Genomic DNA, 18,276 nt, shown 5'->3' with positions numbered 1-18,276 from the left:
CATGGAGATTCTTCCGCGCCCCACAGGGCACGACGACGGCACCGGCCCGCAGATGTGGGTCGACGAAGCAATCTGGGGTCACAGGCTCTACGACGAGCAGACGCCCTGGCTGACCATGATGGAGTTCCTCGGCGTTCTCCACGCGGAACACTCGCAGGGTCGCGCCCTGCGCGAAACCAACCTCAACGGACTTTCCTATCGTCCCCAGCAGCAATTGCGTCTGCGCAACCTGCTTTTCAACAATCCTCACATCGCGACCGTCCGCGCCGGCGACCGATCCGACGACGCGATGTGGTGCACCTGGTTGGCGTTGATGCGCGAGAACGCCGGCGGCCTGGACGACGCCGATTTCGGATACCTCCGCGACCGCTTCGAGAGCTTCGAGGATTTCGCGGCCATCGTCTCGTTCCTGCAGAGTTCGGCCATCGAGGGAGCGAGCAACAAAAGGTGGAGTTCGAAGTTCGTCTTCCCCTTCGGACCGAACGCCCTGTACGAGGATGCCAACGTGCAGGCGAAGGGGTCGAACGTATCCACCGATCGCCGGTTCTTCGCTCGCACCGGCGAGGTCCTCTATCTGATGTTGTGCCGAAGCGCCCGCGTGGACGAGCTTCGGCGCGTTCTGGTCGAACGGCTGTTCGGCGCCAAGGCTCCGTACGACGGACTCGTGCGGGTTCTTCAGGGCGAACCCCAATTCGCGCGGAACGAACGTGCCGGGGCCTACGTGCCTTGCCGAAGCCATCCGGTGTTCGACAGGCTCGCCGAGGATTGGCTTTCGATCCTCGACCGCGACATGCCGATCTACGACGCGATTCCCCACCTGGTGACGATGACCGGCCTCGGCCTTCTCCTCTACCAACTGCGGCGAGCCTCCGAGGTTCTCGGGCGGGACGAGGATACGTCGCTGGTCTGCGAGATCGTTTCTCCGAAGCGTTCGGTTGTCCGGGACCTGTCCGCGGATTCCTTCCAGCGCAACAGCGCTCTGCCTCAGGAGGCGATCGAGCGCTACGTCAGGCGCGTGGCCGATACGCCTGAATGGTCGGCCGCCGCATCCTCGGCCGAGCCCGTCGCGAACACCCTCGACCTGCTCGTCGCCAAGTTCGACATCCCGGACGATTTCATCGAGGCGGACGAAGAGCGCCGCACGCCCGGCGATCTGCTGGAAACTCTGGTCGAGAAGGCGATCTCGCGGCACAAGCAGCACGTCGGCAAGATTCACGGAACGTGGGCCCGGCTCATCGGTCTTTCGTCGCGTCGGGCGAGCCGCCGGGTGCGGTACGCACCGACGGATCGGCTGCTCAAGACGCTGGTGGTGTGCTGCGTGGACGTGAGGATGGAGTTCAAGGATTTCCTCGCCTACCTCCACGATCGCTACGGAATCGTGGTCGGCGACCACCAGGCCCAGAAATTCATATCGAGCGGCGAGGCGGACCAGGAGGACTTCTCCGACAATGCCCGACGTCTCGAGGACCGCCTCGCGAGTCTCGGACTGCTCAAGCGCCTTTCGGATTCGTGCGCATACGTCGAGAATCCGTTCGGAAGGAAGGTGACGCGGTGAACGGTCTGGACATACTCGGCGCAGTCGGAGCCGCGTCGCTTAGAGAGCGCCTCAGATCGTCCGCGGACGGCGACGGCATCGCACGCTTCATGCTTGACCAACTGACGGGCGATCAGGTGGCCGCGATCGTGAAAGCGCTCCTCGCCGACCGTGAGACCGCGGCGAAGATCGCCGTGAGGATTCCGCGAGGTCTGGTCGCGCGCTTCGGTCTGCCGGAAGAGGTCCTCACCGACGAGAGGACGGTCGCGCTTCGGCATGCGGAATGCGATCTGCCGGCGCTGCTTCTCGCCAACAACGACGACGACCAGGGAGAATCCCTGCAGGACGTCACGCTGCTCGGTGCGAAGCAGTTGACGGAAGAGCCGAAGTTGTGGGTGCAGGCGGCCAGCGCGGGTACCGGGCTTCCGGACGAACACAAGGCAATTTGGGAAGCGGCGCTTCGCGGGCTTTCCGCCGCCGACGATTGGACGCTGCACCAGGTCGCAAACTACGTCGAACTGACGCGCTCCGCCGTCGCGGAGGATTCGAAACCGATCCTGGAAGCTCTGGGCTGGGCGCTTCCCGCCCTGCATCTCCCGCGGCATTCCGGGTACTTCCTCGCCGGCCAACAGAAGGGGCTGACGTCGAGCACGCGGTGGAAGCGCAATTTCGGCAAGCTCGTCGCCGACTGCCGGCCTCTCCTTCTCAAGCAGAGGTCGCCGCGGCAGGTCATCGAAGCGGAGGAACTCAGGACGCAGTTCGCCGCCGTCCGCGACGACATTCCGCCGGCGGCTCACGCGGCCATCGAAGGCTTCATCAAGTCTCCGCCCAGTTGGGGCGCCGAGGCGGCCGAGCTCGCGAAATTCGAGTGGGAGGTCGACAACATCCTGCTCGTGTTCTCGGGCCTAAAGCAGAGGAAGGTCCACCTCTTCCAGGAAACCCTCGAGTTCTTCGAGTTCGAGCTACCCGACAGCCTGAGCGATGCCGAGAAATCCTACCTTCGCGCGGCGACGTCCCGGAAGGAGCCGCGCGACGACGATCGCGAGTTCTTCGAAGCCCATCGCGATGAAGTGGGCCGAGACCGGTCGCTTCGCGCGAAATGGGAGCGGTTCGTCTTCGGAAGGCCGATCGAGTGCACGGATTTCCTGGAAGGCATACTGCTCGCCTTGGAACGGCTCTACGGGAAGGCCGGCCAGCTCCAGCCCAATCGCGCGCTCGAGATCCGTACGACGCGGCGCACGAAGAACCAATGGCTCGAACTGAACGCAGACGTGGCGACTTCCTTCGCTGTTCGCTACCGGGGCCTTCCCGGCCTGATGGGCGACAAGGTGAAGTGGGACACTTCGCATCTTTTCGAATACGAGGCGCTGCTGGAGTCCGCGTCCAGGCGAAGGGGCTACAAGCCCAATGTTTCGATCTCCCGGAGCGCGATCCAGATCAAGTTCGACTTCATCCTCAAGGTGGGTGCGGAAAAGATCACGGTTCAGTTGATCTGGAACGGACGCCCCGACGCTATCGGCATCGAGCTCCGGGACGACCTCGATCGGCTGACGCGCCGCCCGCTGGTCCGGTCCAGCGTCGCGCGACAGCCCATGAGCCGAAAGGGCGGTCTGCAGGCGGTCTCGCTGAGCGACGTCTCGACCCTTCAGCCGGCCTTTCGTTCCGACTCGGGGTCGCTGGTGCCGCGTCTGGACGGCGGAGAGGACGTCGGCAAGTCCTATCCGAGATCGCTCAAGGCCGCATCGGAGGCCGGGCGACTGACGGCGGATGCGTTCGCGGCGATCGGATCCGCGTGGACTGCGTTCACCGACGAGTACGCCAAGGCCATCCGGGCTTTCAGGAGCGACGGGCTGACCAGCGGCTATCTTCTGTCGCAGTCCGAACGATACGGCGAGCTATTGAGAACGCTGGCCAGCCACGCGCCCGGCGATCTGAACCGGCGCGAGCTCTGGGAGCCCGTGCTGGCGCTGGGTTGCGTGGCGGTCTCCGGCGGAGCGCCTTCGAGCATCGTCGCGCCATGGCATCCGCTCAGGCTCGCCGCGAGCGCCGTCAAGGCTCGGGGCGTCGCCGGATTGGCGGCGCATCTCTTGAACGCGGACGACGTGATCTTCGGAGATCCGAGACTGTTCTTCGCCGATCTCCGCGAGGAGCTCGCTCACCCGTATTATCCGGAGATAGCGGTCGCCTACCAGGGAGCCGAGCCGGTTCTCGTCGCCGAGACCGGTACGCTCAACGAGTACAGTCTGATGGAGCGCCCGGTGCGCGATCCGTCGGAGGCGTCGACCGATGTCGATCCGTCGGAGGCGGCCAAGCAGATCAGGGCGCTGCTGGAAAGGTATCTCGAACTGCAACCGCATGAGCGTTCGAATTTGAGCATCATGCTCTACAACTGCGACGCGGCCGGCCTTCCGCTCGCCACCGTCAACGCGCTGGGATCGGTACACGACGAGGACGAGATGCATTGCAACGTGCTCGTCCGGCACCGCGACAGGAAGAAGCTCGGCAAGGTCTACGGCGAGCTTCTGGAGCGTCCCGAGGGCGATCCGGACACGTTGGTGGTCAGCGAGACCTCCAGAAACTTCATGTCCAAGCTGCGCATCGGCGTCATGCTCGACGGCGGCGGCGCTTCCTCAGAAGAGCATTCGGTGGACGTCGCTTTCCTGCACGACGTGGTGTCCAGGCAGGCCAAGCAGGAATGGTTTTCCGTTCCCGTCCCGGCGTCTCTGCCGGACATCCTCGATCACGTCCCTGCAAGGTGGTCCTACCGGCGGGTCACCGCCGAAGACGAACTGAAGGCCACGAGCTATCTGGCTTGCCCGCGGCAGCCTCAGGCGGGATGGGCCTATCTCGATGCCGTCGCGGCCGTCGTAAGGCAGAGAGGCGTGGCTCCCACGGAGCACATGCTGCCGGCGCGCGAGATCTCCTTCGGCGACCAGAATCTGAAGTCGATGTTCGACGAGGTCCACGGTCTTGCCGAATGGGTCGCCACCTACGACGACCTCTTGGACAAGAGACAGCTTCAGGCGCAGAACATCAACGTGATCCGCTACCGACGCCAGCGGACTCACGGACGCAACATGATCGTTTCCTCGACATCGGAGTTGCGGCTGCTTCATGTCCTCGTCCAGCGCCGCTTGGCCGAACTCAGCCTAGGCCTGCCCGACGATCGGCTATCGGCGTTGGCCCAGCGGATGATCGACGAGGCTTCGGCGATTTCCGGCGACATCGTCCTCAGGGCCGCGAGAAGAGGGGTCTCGGCGGGCGAGTTGATCGGTCTCGTGCTGAGTCGTGCGCTCGTCGCCGAGGAGCTCGGCGCGCGGTCTTCCGTAGCTTGGTTCCTGCTGGACGACTACGCCGAATGGTTGGGGCAGCGCGAGCAGGGCATCGCGGACATACTGGCGCTGAGCGTCACGAAGGGGGCCGACGGTCAACCGCGGTTGCGCGCGATCGTCACCGAGGCGAAGTACGTGGGCGCGGAAGCCGCGGCGGATGCGCGCAGGACGTCCAAGAATCAGTTGCGGCAGACCGTGCAGCGGATGGAGGATGCTCTGTTCGGAGATCCGGGGCGGCTCGACCGCGATCTCTGGCTCTCCAGAATATCCGATCTGCTGTTGGATGGAACGGCGGCGTTGGGAGAGTCGTTGACGCTCGAGGCGGTGCGCGACGGAATGCGCAAGGGCTCGGTCCCGATCGATCTGCGAGGCTACTCCCACGTCTTTGTCAGAGGACCTGCGGACGCCACGGTGCCCGGCGAGCAGGAGACCGTCGCCGAAATCCCGAACAGCCTGCAGGAGATGTTCGGTCGCGAGAACCTCCGCGACCTGGTCAAATCGTACGAGATGCGCTCGCCGCTTGCCCCCGTTCGCGAGGCCTTGGGACCGGAGCGACCTTGGACCAACGAACAGTCACGCGAACCGGCGCCGCGCGTCGGTTGGGTCGTGAGATCCACCGACTTCGCACAGACAGGCCCCGCGCCGGTGACCGGAGCTTCCGGCCCGGTGGCAGCGGCCGCAGCGACGTCGGCCGCAGCGCCGGCTCCGACATCGGATGCGCTCTCGCCTTCGAGCGGGCCGGGGCCTTCGCCGGCCAGAGCGGCGGTCGCGCCGGAGCCGAGCTCCGCTGCCGCGCCGGCGCCGCAGGCCGACGGGCCGAGAGATATCCTCTCTTTGATCGAGAGTCGCGCGCTGCAGAACGCATCGGTCTCGCAGGCGGACCAAACCTGGCTCGACGGCACGGCGCAAAAGCTCCGGACCGCGCTTCTCGGCTACGGGCTGCAGGCCAGGATTGCCGGCACCAGGCTGACGCCCAACGCCGCTCTGATCCGGTTCGTCGGATCGGACCGGCTCCGTATCGAAGACATCCAGAATCGCGAATCGGCTCTTCTCACGACCCACGGCCTCCGCCTCGTCTCGATCTCCCCGTTGCCGGGAGAGATCGTGGTCGCGGTCGCGAGACCGGCCCGGCAGGTCGTATCTCTCTGGGACGTCTGGGCGAGGCGGGAAGTGAACCGCAACGCAGCCGGCCAGAACACGTCCTTCGTGTTGGGCCTGCGCGAGTTGGACGGGGAAATCCTCTACTTGAACCTCGGCTCCGCATTCGGGGGAGGTCAGTCTCACGATCCTCACACGCTCATCGCGGGTGCCACGGGAAGCGGAAAGTCGGTCCTGATCCAGGCTATTATCCTCGACATTGCGGCCACCAATCCGAGCACGCTTGCGCAGATCGTTCTGATCGATCCCAAGATGGGCGTCGACTATTCGGCGGTCGAGCGCCTCCCGCACGTCCGCGGCGGTATCGTCGTGGATCAGGCGCGAGCCCAGGAAGAGCTCGAGACCCTCGTCGCCGAGATGGACAGAAGGTACGAATTGTTCCGGTCGCAAGGCGTTCGCGATCTGCGCTCCTTCAACGCGGCGAAGCCCGCATCGGAACGGCTGCCGCTCGTCTTCCTGGTTCACGACGAGTTTGCGGAATGGATGCTCACCGAAACTTACAAGGACGCGGTCGCGACCACGGTGCAGCGACTCGGCGTGAAGGCCCGGGCCGCCGGCATCCATCTGATCTTCGCAGCGCAACGGCCGGATGCGAACGTCATGCCGATCCAACTGCGCGACAATCTCGGCAATCGTCTGATCCTGAAGGTGGCGAGCGTGGGCACGTCGGAGATCGCGCTCGGTCAGAAGGGGGCGGAAGCGCTGTTGGGGCAAGGACATCTGGCCGCCAAATTGAGCGGCGAGCCGGCTATCGTGTTCGCGCAGGCGCCCTTCCTGTCCGATGCCGACATCGAGGCCGCGGTCGAAGCGATAAGGGAAAGCGATATTGCGGTGATGGGAGTCGCCGCGGAGTAGAAACGAAACGACTTTTGAGGGACCGTAAATCTTCAACACGATATTAGCGAGTAAAGACGATGCAGATCCGTCAGCGTCAATGGACGCTGGACCGCCTTTATCGAGAGCGGAGTTCGATCAATCTCAATCCTGCTTGGCAGCGCGGCCCGGCCTGGAAGGCTCAACGGCAAGTCCTTCTCATCGATTCCATTCTCAGAGGAATGGATATTCCTAAGATCTATCTCAGGAAGCTCGCGTCCGGCGGGCCGCACGGTTACGATGCGGTCGACGGTCAACAACGCCTCAGAGCCATCTGGGAATTCCGTGCAGGAAATCTTCGGTTGGATTATCCCGAGCCGCTTCCCGAGATCGAAGGTCATGCGGTGGCCGGGCACACCTTCTCGTCCATGCACAAGGATCTGAGGAAGAAATTCACGAAGTTCAGCGCATCGGTCGCCGAGATCGTGAAGTCGACACCGGACGAGATCACCAATCTGTTCTCCAGACTTCAGATGGGAGTATCCTTGAACCCTGCCGAACTGCGCAATGCGCTCGGCGGCCCGATGCGTCACGTCGTCGACGCCATCGCGACGTCCCATGTCTTCTTTCAAGAGTGCCGGATCCCGGACAATCGGTACAAGCGGCAGGACTACGCTGCGCACGCCTTCGCGATCGCTGCTTATGGCGCCTCAAGCGACCTGAAGGCGCCCGACTTGCGTCGGATGTTCAAGGAGTTCGGGCCCGACCGGCGCAACGAGGTTCTCGAGCTTTCATCCGATGTCGGAGACGTCCTGAACGTCCTGGCCGCAGTCAACCGTTTGGCGAATTTCAAGATAACGCAGAAGTGGATATTCGTCGACTTGTGCCTGCTGGTGCTGACCCGTCAGCGGGCGGGGGCCGTCGTGGATCCCGACAAGCTGTTCGCCGCCTATCGATCGTTCGACGATCTGCGCCGCCAATATACCGCTGAACCCGAGGTGCTCATCCGCGGACGTCGCAGGGTCAGAACTTTGGATCGGTATCTTTACGAATATCTTATCGCATTCCGCGTACAAGGCGGAACGGCCGGCAACATCGAGGTTAGAGCCAGGGCTCTCAACGCTTTTTGCCCCGATATTGACGGAGGATCATGATGGCCGCTTTCGATCCAGGCAGAATCCCGGACAATCTCAAGCAGGCGTACAGGGAGAAGCGTTGCGCGGTGCTAGTAGGGGCGGGTGCCTCCATGGGAGCCGGGCTGCCGTCGTGGGGCACGCTGTTGTCCAGTATGATCGATGAGGCGCGCGGGCATCGGGTCATCGATGACGCAAAGGTGGCGGACTACAGGAAGCTGGTGGCCGATCCGTCGAAGTATCTGATGGTTGCGGGTGGCCTCAAGGAGGACTTCGCCGCTTATTTTGACGAGTTCGTGGTGAAGACGTTCATCGAGCCGAAGCCGCGGCCCACTGAACTCCATCAGACGCTGACGAAGGCCGATCGGCTGCAATTCGTCCTGACGACGAATTACGACACCCTCCTAGAACAGGCTTACCGAGCGAGCGGCATGTACGACGTGGCGGTCTGTACGTTCTTGGACTCTGGCGAGATTCAAAGACGCCTTTCGAAACGCGAGTTCTTCATCTTGAAGGCCCACGGAGACGCGTCACGTGTCGGGAACGGGATCGTGCTGACGGAAATGGACTACCGGGATATCGTCTATCGCCAGCGCGCCTACCAGAGCCTTCTCTCTGCGATGTTCACAATGTTCACCATCATATTCGTCGGCGCCTCGATGACCGACCCGGAAATAAAGCTGCTGCTCAGCTACATATCTGACGTATTTGCGACCACCTCGGGCCCTAGTCATTTCGCTCTGATGGCGGAGGAGGATACGACGGGCGTCGAGCGGGAACGGTGGTTCAAGGATATGAAGGTCCAGCTCGTTCCCGTCAGCAAAGCGAACGACTACGAAGAAGTCACCCAATTCATCGAAGCGCTCCACGCGTCCGCCTAGGGCGAAGCAGAAGAATCGCGGCTCAAGCGGGGCGGCCTCGCCTACGCTCCGCGCGGACGATGCCGCCACCTCTGAGGTCCACGGATTTCTCGAGATGCCCATCTCGTCGGCATACGCGGCCGAGGAAGCTCGCCCCGGTTTGGCCAGGCGATCACGGGCGAGCGACGGCTCGAGGGCTCTCCTAGGCGCGTTTCCGCCGACGAGAGGTGCATCGGGCAGGACTTCGTAGAGCGAGATCCTAATTGTAGAATGAGTAGACGATGGCGATGCCGGATCCGGCCGCGGCTACCCACAGCATCGTTTTGATCACGTCGATCGTCGAAAAGCCGCCGTCGATCTTCACGGCATAGGCGCCGTCCAGCTTGTTCAGGTTCTTCAGATAGAGCTTGAACGCAATGCTGAAGCGCTGCATGACCTGCACGAATCCGACGCAAGACAATCCCGCAAAGAACAGCACCGCTCGGGCCAGCCATTTGTCCGACGGGAGATTTTGAAGGGCGACGTACCAGAGGCCGCCGACCACGGCTCCGAACAGCGGCGGAATCTTGTACAGGATGTCGTTCATGCTCCGGAAATGAGCATATTGCTCCTTATAGATTTCGCTGACCGTGGGGGATGCGGGACCGTCGCCCGTTTCGGTGGTCATGGCATCCTCACTTGTGACAGACGAGGCAGCCGGCACCGTCGTCCTGGAACGGCATCTCGTCGATCGCCTCGTCCGGACGGAGCGCGTTCGGGCGCCGTCTCGCCTTCAGCCGCTCCTGACGGATCTGGAATTGCTTCTCGATGTCCGCGATGCGCTCCGGCTGCGCGAGTTCTTCCAAGGATTCCCTTTCGGTCCACGTGAACGGGGACCCGTGGTCGAGCGCGTTCTTCTCGTATTTCTTCGCTTCCTCGAACGCATCGGGATGTTCGCGCAGCAGATTGACCCACTCGATCTTCTGCTGGAAAAAGCAGAACGTGCAGCCGCTTCTGGAGCGCCAACGGTAGTACGTCGGCAGACCGATGCCGGCGCCGTCCAGAAGCTCGATGACGCCGTTCTTGTCGATGCCCCGCTCCCGCAGCGGCAGGACCACGCGCAGATTGGGATGCGTGGCCGTCAGTCCTTCGCGGTGGTTCTCGTCGGCTCTGATGGCGACGTAGCTGTAGACGGTGACCCCGGCGTCGAGGTGGGGCCTGAGCCATCGCTCGAAGGGCCGGAGCTTCAACTGCTTCGTGCACCAGCGCGTCCGCGGCGAGGGTAGGAAGTTGTTGTATTCCCTGAGCCAGAAATCGAAGTCTCTGTCGGGGTTCAGCCTCTGGATCGGGACCCCGAGGAAACCCTCGAGCTTTCCCAGGAACGAGTAGACCTCGGGAAGCTCCTTGCCGGTGTCGGTGAAGAAGTATTCGATGTCGAGGTCGGGACGGGTACGACGCATGTGAACGGCCAGCGCCGCGCTGTCGCGCCCTCCCGAAATTCCGAGCACGTGCCGTTCCATGTCATCCGACCTTTCCGAGCGGCGCGCCGCCCGCGCCGAACGCGACGAGTCCGGCCTCCGCCAAGGCGGCCAGCGCGATGTTGCGGTTCGCGCCGAAGCGCGAAAGCACTTGCGAGAGCTCTTCCGCCAGCTCGGTGACGCGTCGCCGATCGCGCTCGGCGACTTCGAACTCCTCGAAGAGCTCCTTCCCGCTTTCGCCGGTGCCGATCACCACCGCGATGGCCTCCGAGGTGGGCTTTCGATCCTTGACGCGGGCGAGCGCCTCGGCTCGCCTGAACTTCAGCGCGAAATCGGCGAGCGCGAGCGTCGCCTGATCGGGGTCGCGATCCGACCAGTCGCGGACGGGACGGGTCACGAGACCGGCGATCGACTCGATCTCCGACTGTTGCCCCTCGTAGGTGGCAAGTCGCGCGGCGAAGGCGTCGGCCAAAAGGTCCCCGGTCAGGTCGCGGACGTTGCGCGCGCGGCTGCGTAGATCTTCCAGGTCGACCTCGTCGGCATATCCCAGCGCATTGAGCATCTTTCTCTCCAACCCGCCCAGCATGTCCGGATATGCGGAGGTCAACTCCCGCAGCGCCGTGGCGATCCCGTCTCCGACGACCTTGGCATCGCCGCCTTCGAAGATCGCGGGCAGGTCCTCGAAGAGCGCCTTGTGAGGATCGTCGGCCAGCATGAGCACGTGCCGGACGTCGGCCGTCTTCTGCGACAGACCGAGCGTTTTCTTCGTCCAAGGCGGAAGATCGCGCACCAATCTGACCAGCCGTCTCGCGAGGTCCAGCGCGTCCCGGCCTCCGGTCTGGCCGGTCACCGCTTCGATCGCCTCGGCCACGCCGTCCAGTAGCGCGCCCCGGAAGTGGTCGATCTCGATCCCGCGCAGAGCGATCAAGTCCTCGTCCTGCAGGAGGATGTCGGCGAAGTAGTCGTTGACGTCCGTCTGGAATCGCCCCTCCGCGTAGACGGCGATACGGTCCCGGTTGGTCATGATGTAGGCGACGGCGAGGATCGGCATCACGCCGCGTCGGATGCCGAAGGGCGGAGCCGACCAGCGGGCATAGAGGCGCCCCAGCGGAACGGGAGCGCCGTCGCTACGCAGCAATTGGTCGGCGGCGTCCCATGCGGGCTTGAACGTTTTCCCGATCTTGGTGTTGCCCGGTTTAAAGAAGCCGAAGCCGCCCTTCTCCGATTCACGGTGCAGCGCCGATGCCGAAAGAAACGTGCTGTAGAGGCCGCGTTCGATGGGGAACCCTTCGATTCCGAGGAATTCCTTCTCCGGATTGGCGATCATCGCCTTGATCAATTCGCGTACCCCGCCCTGAGTATTGCTCGAAGGACGTTGTCGGTTGAGAAGCTCGCTCTTGATGTGCGGTGCGTCGCCGAAGCGCAGATCCGCGAGATCGGAGGCCAGACGCGAAAGACTGCCTCCGGATCGCGGCTCCAGTCGTTCGCCCGCGGCAAACCAATCCGCGCCGGCAAAGGCGACCCGAAACTCCTCCTCCAGGCCGGCCGAGACGGCTGCGGACCTCGCGGCGATCTCCCGACGTGCCACCGCATCGCCTTCCAGTTCGGGGCGATTGCTCCTCACCGTCTCCAAGGCGATGAGTTCGCTTCCGAGCTCGCGGATCCGCTGAGCGTTGCGGGGCAACCCGACGACGTCGAGCGTGCCGCCGGCGGCCGAAGATGCCTCGCGGCACGTGGTCGCCGCGGCTTTCCGATCCGCCTCGTCGACGGAGATCACGAGACGGAAGCGCCCCGCTTCGTCTCCCGCATGGCTCTTCTCGTGGCGAGGGCTGTCCAGATCGATCAATTCGGTCTGAAACCAACGAAGCGTTCCGGTCTGGTAGTAGTGGCGCTTGGCCAGCACCGGCTGCAGGCCGGCCAGCTTGGCGAGTCTCGCCAGGTCCAATCCGGTCGATTGCGCGATGGCGCCGGCGACCGCGGCGTCAATGTCGAAGTCGCTGCCGGCATAGATCGTCCACGCGTTGAGGTGCTTCCTGAACACCGCAACCGAGAATTTCTCCAGATCGTTCAGCGCGCGATCGATCTCGGCCTTCGTGGCGTCGGGCGCGCACGCGCCGATCGTGACGCGGTCGGCGGCGAGGCCGGAGCCGTTCCGGAACATGTCGATCAGTGCGACGGATTTGGCCAAGCGGACATGCAGGTCTGAACCGCGTACCTCGCAGCGTTCCACGGCGTCCACGGCCTGAGCCCAACGATGGCTGTCGTTGGACGCGAGGATGGCGGGTTCGAGATTGGTCCTGAGATAATTCCAGAGCCGATCGGGGCCGAAGAGTTCTCCGGACCGCTCCTGCGTCGTTCTGATGAAATCCTGAAACCCGCCAGGCTCGGCCGAGGCGAGAAAGCCGAAGACGCTGCGTTCGTTCTGCCCGAACCTGCGTCGCGACATCGGACCGAGAAGGGCCGCGGTGACCGGATGCAGCGGCCAGCACGCGTCCAGGCGTTTGCCGAGGTCGGGCGCGCTCCCCGGCCTGCGCGTCCGGATCGATTGCGCGATCGCCTCCGCCGCTTCCGCGGTCGACGGGTGCCGACGCTCGGAGACCACCGCGCGACCCAGCAGGCCGATCACTTCGTCGACGCCTGAGATCAGAGGAATGTCGATGAAGCGGCCTTGGATCTTCGCCCACTCGTCCCGCGTCGAACGGCCGAGACGGCTCGCGTACTGCTCGAAGGCCTGATGGAGGATGCCGATGACGACGATGCGCCCTTTGGCGCGGCCGGCGGCCTCGGCGAGCTCCTGGAAGAAGTAGATGTCTCCACTTTCACCGGCGCCTTCCAGGAATTTGCCCATCTCGTCGATGACGAGGAGGACTCCGTCGTGCCCGCGTTGCTCCGCTTCCTGGACGATGCGGTCGATCAGCTCGCGCCCCGACGCGACCTCGCCGCGCGGCCGCCCGCCGCCGGACCGGTCCCTCCGTCGCGCCTCTTCGAGAGCCCGCCCGATGTCCGCCACCGGATCGCTCTTCCGTCCGACAACGGGCACGACGAGCCATCCGCGCTTGCTCGGACCGAATCCGTCCGCAACGACGCGCGCGGTCGCCGGGCCGACCGCTTCCATCGCCGCCGATCGCGCGGCGTTCTTCGGTCCCACGAGCGCGGCGAGCGCCACGGCGAGGCTGGATTTTCCGCCGCCGTACGGACCGGTCCAGGTGAACGCCCTGTGGGTGCTGCGCGCGACGTGAGCCGCCATCGTCTGCAGGCACTCGGCGGCCGACCTTTGGCAGATGAAGCCGTTGAGCGCGTCGCTCTTCTCGATGTCGGTGTCCAACCGGATCGCGCGCTGGAAACGCCGGGAGATCTTGACGTGGTCGGCGAGAGTCATGCCACGCGCCTCCTGTCGGGGTCGCCCTTGTAGGCCGTCGCGAGGAGGACGTACGGATCGGGGATCGCCTTGGGGCGGACGATCTGCCGGACGCCAGCGGAGTCCGACCACACCATGCGCCCGCGCGTGACGTGGTCGATCGCCGCCAGCCTTTCCACGACGGAATTCTCGTCCATCTTGAAGGTTCGGCCGGGCGATCCGGGCTCGTAGGCGATCGCCTCGACCGACAAGGTCGAAGTTTGCGGGGCGTACCGGTCCCAGAACTCGTTCAGCGCGAACGCGAACACGCCGTCCGGAAGGCTGGGCTTGGGGCCATGCCTGAATTCGTAGAGGCGCCCGGCGGCCGGACGGATCAGTCCGAGCTCCGAGAGCACGGGCTCGAGCGCATCCTCGCCGACGGCCTTGTCGCCCCGCGGGACGTAGCTGCGGATGAAGCATTCGACGTCGCGGACCACCGTGCGGTCCGAGATCCTCGGCCACTTGCGCAGTCTGCAGTAGTCGAGAATGGATTTGGCGAGCGTCTCGTGATCGAAGGTGCGGGCCTGCAGATGATTGAACGCCCAGTACCAGGTCGTGGTCATCCGCGGCTCGCCGGCGACGAGCCAGTGCATCAGCCAGGCGGTGGCGGGCCGTTCCATGAACTCATCCCAGGGATGATCTCCGCCGAACAGAAGCGTTCCGAGCTTGGACGCGTCGGCCCGCGAGCCGTCGTCCTCGATGATCCGGCAGGCCAGCGCCCAGAAGCGGATGGACAGCGCCATGTTCTTTCCGACGCCGAACGTGACGATGGACTGCTCGTCGGAGAAGATGCCGCGCGGCTTTCCACCTTTGACTGCGTCAAATGCCTTTCGCAACCAAAGATGGCGGAGGGGAAACGTCTCGTGGCCCCAAAATTGCCCTTTGAAGTCTTCCGCGCTGATCGGTCCCCTGAGCATCCCGGCATCCTACTGGACGATCTCTCCAGGAGGCAACTCTTACGGGACGGGCCTGCGAGGCGCAATCGTAAAAATCCGTCAGCGCCGTCAGCCGGTTGAGGTCACGCCGCGGCGTCGCTCGAAACCGCGTTTCCCCTGATTTTTTCGGCCGCATCGCGCAGGAGTACGGCCGCCGTCTCGGCCTGCTCGATCGTGTTCTGCCGCCCGAAACCGATGCGGACGGTGCTTTTCGCGTCGCGTTCGCCGAGGCCGATCGCCCGAAGGACATGCGAGGCTTCGATCGTTCCCGACGAGCAGGCCGCCGAGGTCGAGATCGCGACGCGAGGCTGCAGCGCGCCGACGAGGTGGTCCGCGTCGACGCCCGGAATCGTGAGGCTGAGGCTACCGGGAAGTCGCGGCGCGGCCGCGCCGTTGACGAATGCGTCCGCGAAGGCGGGCATGACGACTTCCAGAAATCGCGCCCGCAGGCGCGAACAATGGTCCGCGTCGGCGCCCAAACGCCTGCGCGCGAGTTCGGCCGCCGCTCCCATCGCGACGGCGAGGTGGGCTGGTACCGTCCCGGGCCGCAATCCGCGCTCCTGCGAACCGCCCCGAAAGACCGGCTCCGGACGCACCGGGCAGTCCTCAGCGACGAACAGGGCCCCGATGCCGATCGGCGCGTAGATCTTGTGCCCCGACAGGCTCATCACATCGACGCCGCTCGCGACGACATCGATGGGAATCTTTCCTGCGGCCTGCGCGGCATCGGTGTGGAACGGAATGCCGTGGGAGCGGCAGATCGTCGCTATTTCCGAAATGGGCTGCAGCACGCCGATCTCGTTGTTGGCCGTCATCACCGAGACGAGGGCGGTCCGCTCGGTGATCAGGGAGGCGAGGCGCGCGACGTCGACGAGACCGCTCCCGTCCACCGGCAGGACGTCGACGTCGAAGCCCCTTTCCCTCAGAGAGAGAGCGGTTTGAAGAACGCAGCTGTGCTCGGTCGCGCAGGTGACGACGTGATCGCCCCGGCGTCCGGCGGCGCCGGCGATGCCCAAGATCGCGATATTGTTGGCCTCGGTGGCTCCCGACGTGAATACGATCTCTTCCGGGACGGCGCCGACGAGCTCGGCGATCTGAGATCGCGCCCGCTCCACCGCTTCTGCGGCCTGTTGGCCGGCGAAATGCTGCGAATGCGGGTTTCCGACGCCGCCTGCTTCGAGCAATGGCAACATGCTCTCGAGAACGCGGCGATCCGTCGGCGTCGTGGCCTGATTGTCCAAGTAGATGGCGTCGGTCGCGCCCATGCTCTCATCGTCCTGTCTGCGCGGTCATAGACCGGGATCCGCACGCCCACGTATTAGCATTTCGACCAAGCGGTGCCAGATGGTCTCTGCGAACTCGTCCTCGCCCGGACAATTCGAGCGGTCGTTGGACTACGGCCCTTGCGATGTTTCGACCTCGGCGTTTTGAGGGCTCTCCGCCCGCTCGTCCTCGGGGATGAGTTGAAGCTCGAGGAACATCTGCTTTCCGTTTAATTCCGAATCCTCTCCGTCCAGCCGGCTCGATCTGACGGGCATGCGCGCATCGGGATCCGAGAGCGAATGGTAGGCGAAGGCTTGGATAAGCATCAGGAGCAACCGCCCGACGCCGTACATGCGGTAGACGACGAAGTTGCCGGTTCCCAAGCCGTTCTTGCGCCAATCGTATTCCTTCGGCACCACGTCATCGCCGTGGGCGATGAAGTTCCGGTAGATGCGGCAGAGTTCGGCGGCGGCGGCCAGGCCGGAAAGCCCGTAGGTATCCTTTATCGGATCGATCTTCGCGTCGAGATGTCCGCCCTTCCGACAGGCGTAGACGGCCATTCGGTACAGTTTCGACAACTCGGGAATGTCGGCTTCGATATGACGCAGACCGTCCGCTAGGCGCCGGCCTCTGACCGCGGTCCTCTCGCCGCCCGCGCTCCCGGGCGTGACGGTCTTCACCGTCGTTTCGTATGCCGACCAGATGAAGTTGAAGATGGCCAGGCCCGCGACGTATTTGGCCGCGATCTCGCTGTTGATCAGCGCCTCGTCCCAGGGCGGCGGGCAGTACAGATCGTCGGGACTTTCGGTGACGTACGAGGTGTCGGCGAACGCGTCCTCGATGCTCGCCGCCATCTGAAGCGCAAACAGCACGCCTTCCCAGCCTTCCTCGGGTTGTTCGCTCTTCAGGCGCCCGAGGTGGATCGCGTCCGACAATGATTCGTAGAGAGCTTTGATGTGCTCGCGGAACGGCCTCAGCCTGCTCAGCGCGCAGTCGGGCTTTCCGCACCTGCACTCGAAGAACTGAGTCGCCGGATCAATCGCCCGGTAGGCGAGCTTGGGAGCGTCGTCGTCGGACCACTCCAATCGGTCCATTCCGGGCACGATCGACGCGAGCATCGGATGCGCCATCCTGCGTCGATGCCTGAGGGCCATTTCCGCCATGTGTCGCTGAATCGAATCCACGGGTCTCGACCGTTTGTACAGACGCGATAGGAGACGGAGCATCGGACGACCTCTCGCCCGTCGGGGGACCGACACCGATTGCCGAATCGCATCGTGGGCCGTCAATTCTATCAGCAACGCGTTCCGACGGCCCTCTGCGGTCCTCGCGGTGCGGGTGCTCGGCGGATCGGGCGGGATGGCGCCGTCATCCCGACTTCGAGCTAACTTCTACGTCTCGGCGGTCTGAGCAGGTCGGTGATGCGCACTTCCAGCGCGTTCGCGATCCCCTCGATCGCGATGATCGTGGGGTTGGAGCGGGCGTTCTCGATGAGGCTGACGGCATTTTGGTCGACGCCGGCGGGGTTGCCTACATCATATTCGCGCCATTCCGCCTCGTTGGCCAAGGTTTTAGCCGTATGACAGGCGGCCTGCTTACTTATGACGATGACTAGCTCCCGAGCGCGGCGAAGGTCATGCAGCCGGTTGGAGATCGCTGGCCGAGGCGCATTCATCGTGATCGGTTTAGTTCATCCTTACGGTCTCGATCGCGCGAAAGCCCGTAAGTGACGAGCCACGCATCGCCTTAGCGCGACCGGCTTTCACAAAGGCGAAGTTCGGAGGCCGTCAAAGAGAGGCATCGTTCGCACCGTCAGAAGTGGCAACGGCACGCCGGCAAGTTTACAAATCGCTTCAATCAGGAGCCGAACGGCCCGGGCATCCCATTCCATTTGATCAATAGGCACGTCCCAATGCTCTGACACTACGTAAGCTGCATGGCGGGCTTTTATGCCCAGACCTACGATCGTCTGGGCCGGCGTGGTCATAATTGCCCGCTCAACCGGGGTCAAGCGAGCCAAGACCGATTCGATTTTCTGCGTTCGGCTTGCCTCGTCCGCGCGGACGTTCTCGGCACTTCGTGAGTCCTGACTATCAACCTGATGATACTCCAACGCGGAAATCTCCGACAACAGCGTGACAAAGGTCGTGTCCAATTGGATAAGCGCAAAATCGGGCTCAAGCTGTTCAGCTGGGGCTGTCTGATTCGCCGTAAACTCATTCCGAAAATCTGGTTCCTTCGCTGTCAGAGAGGTCGTGGTATTCATCGCTTGCCCTGACGATGCGTTGCCCAATTGCCCGGGATGCTGATCCGGGAAGCTGCACCTACTGGTCATGGTGTGCGCCAGCGCAGGCGACGCAGCCGCGAAAGGTCGGCAATTGACATGAAAACTCC

General features: G+C 63.9%; 12 protein-coding genes. 4 read left to right on the top strand and 8 right to left on the bottom strand.

Going from position 1 to position 18,276, the window contains the following annotated elements; translation table 11 throughout:
- The first annotated feature begins 1 nt into the window (after position 1).
- From QX132_RS19445 to QX132_RS19430, 4 genes are read left to right on the top strand one after another with little or no spacing between them, the layout of a single operon-like run.
- Positions 2 to 1,555: a hypothetical protein gene (locus QX132_RS19445; RefSeq protein ID WP_316162456.1), complete on the top strand. Its 1,554-nt coding sequence runs from the start codon at positions 2 to 4 to the stop codon at positions 1,553 to 1,555.
- Entirely contained in the window at positions 1,552 to 6,879 is a 5,328-nt protein-coding gene (locus QX132_RS19440; RefSeq protein ID WP_316162454.1) for an FtsK/SpoIIIE domain-containing protein, read from the top strand. Before QX132_RS19445 ends, QX132_RS19440 begins: the two co-directional genes overlap by 4 nt.
- A 59-nt stretch (positions 6,880 to 6,938) precedes the next feature.
- The gene (locus tag QX132_RS19435; RefSeq protein ID WP_316162452.1) at positions 6,939 to 7,991 is read left to right on the top strand and encodes a DUF262 domain-containing protein; all 1,053 of its coding nucleotides are present in this window, start codon (positions 6,939 to 6,941) and stop codon (positions 7,989 to 7,991) included.
- Positions 7,991 to 8,851, top strand: a complete 861-nt coding sequence (locus tag QX132_RS19430; protein WP_316162450.1) for an SIR2 family protein — start codon at positions 7,991 to 7,993, stop codon at positions 8,849 to 8,851. The genes QX132_RS19435 and QX132_RS19430 overlap by 1 nt, the downstream gene beginning before the upstream one ends.
- 238 nt (positions 8,852 to 9,089) lie before the next feature.
- On the opposite strand, the gene QX132_RS19425 is transcribed toward QX132_RS19430, so the two are convergent.
- The 8 genes from QX132_RS19425 to QX132_RS19390 form a co-directional block, all read right to left on the bottom strand.
- Entirely contained in the window at positions 9,090 to 9,497 is a 408-nt protein-coding gene (locus QX132_RS19425) for a hypothetical protein (RefSeq protein WP_316162448.1), read from the bottom strand.
- Between the two features lie 7 nt (positions 9,498 to 9,504).
- Complete coding sequence (locus tag QX132_RS19420) at positions 9,505 to 10,329, bottom strand: phosphoadenosine phosphosulfate reductase family protein (RefSeq protein ID WP_316162446.1); 825 nt, start codon at positions 10,327 to 10,329, stop codon at positions 9,505 to 9,507.
- Between the two features lies 1 nt (position 10,330).
- A complete protein-coding gene (locus QX132_RS19415; protein WP_316162444.1) occupies positions 10,331 to 13,666 on the bottom strand; it encodes an ATP-binding protein in 3,336 nt (1,111 codons plus the stop codon).
- Positions 13,663 to 14,601 (bottom strand): DUF4007 family protein, encoded by a 939-nt coding sequence (locus tag QX132_RS19410; RefSeq protein ID WP_316162443.1) that lies wholly within the window; start codon positions 14,599 to 14,601, stop codon positions 13,663 to 13,665. The genes QX132_RS19415 and QX132_RS19410 overlap by 4 nt, the downstream gene beginning before the upstream one ends.
- A gap of 101 nt (positions 14,602 to 14,702) precedes the next feature.
- Positions 14,703 to 15,884, bottom strand: coding sequence for a cysteine desulfurase family protein (locus tag QX132_RS19405; RefSeq protein WP_316162441.1), 1,182 nt, complete (start codon positions 15,882 to 15,884; stop codon positions 14,703 to 14,705).
- Between the two features lie 129 nt (positions 15,885 to 16,013).
- Positions 16,014 to 17,000: a hypothetical protein gene (locus QX132_RS19400; protein ID WP_316162439.1), complete on the bottom strand. Its 987-nt coding sequence runs from the start codon at positions 16,998 to 17,000 to the stop codon at positions 16,014 to 16,016.
- Positions 17,001 to 17,266: 266 nt separating this feature from the next.
- Positions 17,267 to 17,449 carry a helix-turn-helix transcriptional regulator gene (locus QX132_RS19395; RefSeq protein ID WP_316162437.1) on the bottom strand — a complete coding sequence of 61 codons (183 nt, stop codon included), beginning with the start codon at positions 17,447 to 17,449 and terminating at the stop codon, positions 17,267 to 17,269.
- A gap of 195 nt (positions 17,450 to 17,644) precedes the next feature.
- Positions 17,645 to 18,148, bottom strand: a complete 504-nt coding sequence (locus QX132_RS19390; RefSeq protein WP_316162435.1) for a hypothetical protein — start codon at positions 18,146 to 18,148, stop codon at positions 17,645 to 17,647.
- Positions 18,149 to 18,276: the final 128 nt, after the last annotated feature.

It is taken from the genome of Bradyrhizobium sp. SZCCHNRI20481 (genome assembly GCF_032485055.1).
GTDB lineage: Bacteria > Pseudomonadota > Alphaproteobacteria > Rhizobiales > Xanthobacteraceae > Bradyrhizobium.
Note: the sequence above shows the minus strand (reverse complement) of the source record. Positions and strands in the feature narration are given on the sequence as shown.